The following is a 444-nucleotide window of genomic DNA, read 5'->3' on the forward strand; positions in this document are numbered from 1 at the left end:
ACGCCGAGTGACGGGAGCGCGCACCATGGAAACCAGCACCATCCGCATAGCCATCCGCAGCCTGAACGAGCCTTGGGATGCCAGCCGCATCCCCGTCGTCCTCGACGAGATCGGGGCCGCGCTCCGCGAGGAGGCGGACATTCCCGCACGCCTCACCGCCGACAGCATGACCATCGCCATCGACGTGACGACGGATCGACTGCCCGCCGCTGCCACGCTTCTGCGCGAACTCGGCCTGATCTGACCTCCGGCCCCGCCGGAACTCCCGCCGCGCCGTTGCGCGGTGAGCCCGAACCGTGGCCCCAGTGGGGCCGCGTAAGTCGGGCGAACGGGTCGTAGGAGGGTCGCGACGGTCGCGGCCCCGAAACCGGAGACCCCAGATGACCAAGTTTTCCGACACCCAGCTCGTGATCCTCGCCGCCGCCGCGCAGCGCGCGGACCGCA

1 protein-coding gene is annotated in these 444 nt (G+C 70.5%); it reads left to right on the plus strand.

All coding sequences use genetic code 11. The features are described from left to right. The first annotated feature begins 25 nt into the window (after nt 1–25). Nucleotides 26–244 carry a hypothetical protein gene (locus AB6A65_RS16610; protein WP_115982104.1) on the plus strand — a complete coding sequence of 73 codons (219 nt, stop codon included), beginning with the start codon at nt 26–28 and terminating at the stop codon, nt 242–244. Nucleotides 245–444: the final 200 nt, after the last annotated feature.

This window comes from Rhodosalinus sp. FB01 (assembly GCF_041365715.1).
Lineage (GTDB): Bacteria > Pseudomonadota > Alphaproteobacteria > Rhodobacterales > Rhodobacteraceae > Rhodosalinus.